The sequence below is a fragment of the Paraburkholderia sp. BCC1884 genome, assembly GCF_900996225.1.
Lineage (GTDB): Bacteria > Pseudomonadota > Gammaproteobacteria > Burkholderiales > Burkholderiaceae > Paraburkholderia.
Window position 1 is genome coordinate 1 of the sequence record NZ_CAAJGL010000121.1, and the last position, 537, is coordinate 537.

The 537-nt window shown below is 69.6% G+C and carries 1 protein-coding gene; it reads right to left on the bottom strand.

The features are described 5' to 3' along the window. The coding region (locus FQ705_RS27645) for a condensation domain-containing protein (protein WP_260854626.1) at positions 1 to 537 on the bottom strand (537 nt) is incomplete at both ends.

Below are 537 nucleotides of genomic sequence, written 5' to 3' on the forward strand. Positions count from 1 at the left end.
CCTGCGTATTCAGCATCAACTCGACCTGCGCCATCGCGCTCGGCAGGGGATGCGGCTCGATGCCCAGGCCCGGCAAGCCTTCCAGCACCCGCCAGTCGCGTCGCTGGTGATTGAACATCGCCTGGAACAGCGGGCTGTGGCTGAGGCTGCGCTCGGGGCGCAGCGCCTCGACCAGTGCATCGAACGGCAGGTCCTGATGCGCCTGCGCGCCGACCGTGGCCGTGCGCAGCCGGTCGAGCAGCATGCCGAGCGTCTCGTCGCCGTCGAAGCTGGCGCGCATCACCTGGGTGTTGACGAAGAAGCCGATCAGGCGCTCCGTCTCGACGCGGTTCCGGTTCGCCACCGGCACGCCGACGCGGATATCGTCCTGCCCCGTGTAGCGATGCAGCAGCGCCTGGAATGCCGCCAGCAGCAGCATGAAAGGCGTGGCCGACTGCTGCTGCGCGCGAGCCTTCACGGCTTGCGCCAGTTCGGCGGGCACGCCCAGGGCGTAGCGGCCGGCCGTGTAGTCGCCATGCGCGCTGCGCAGGCCATCCA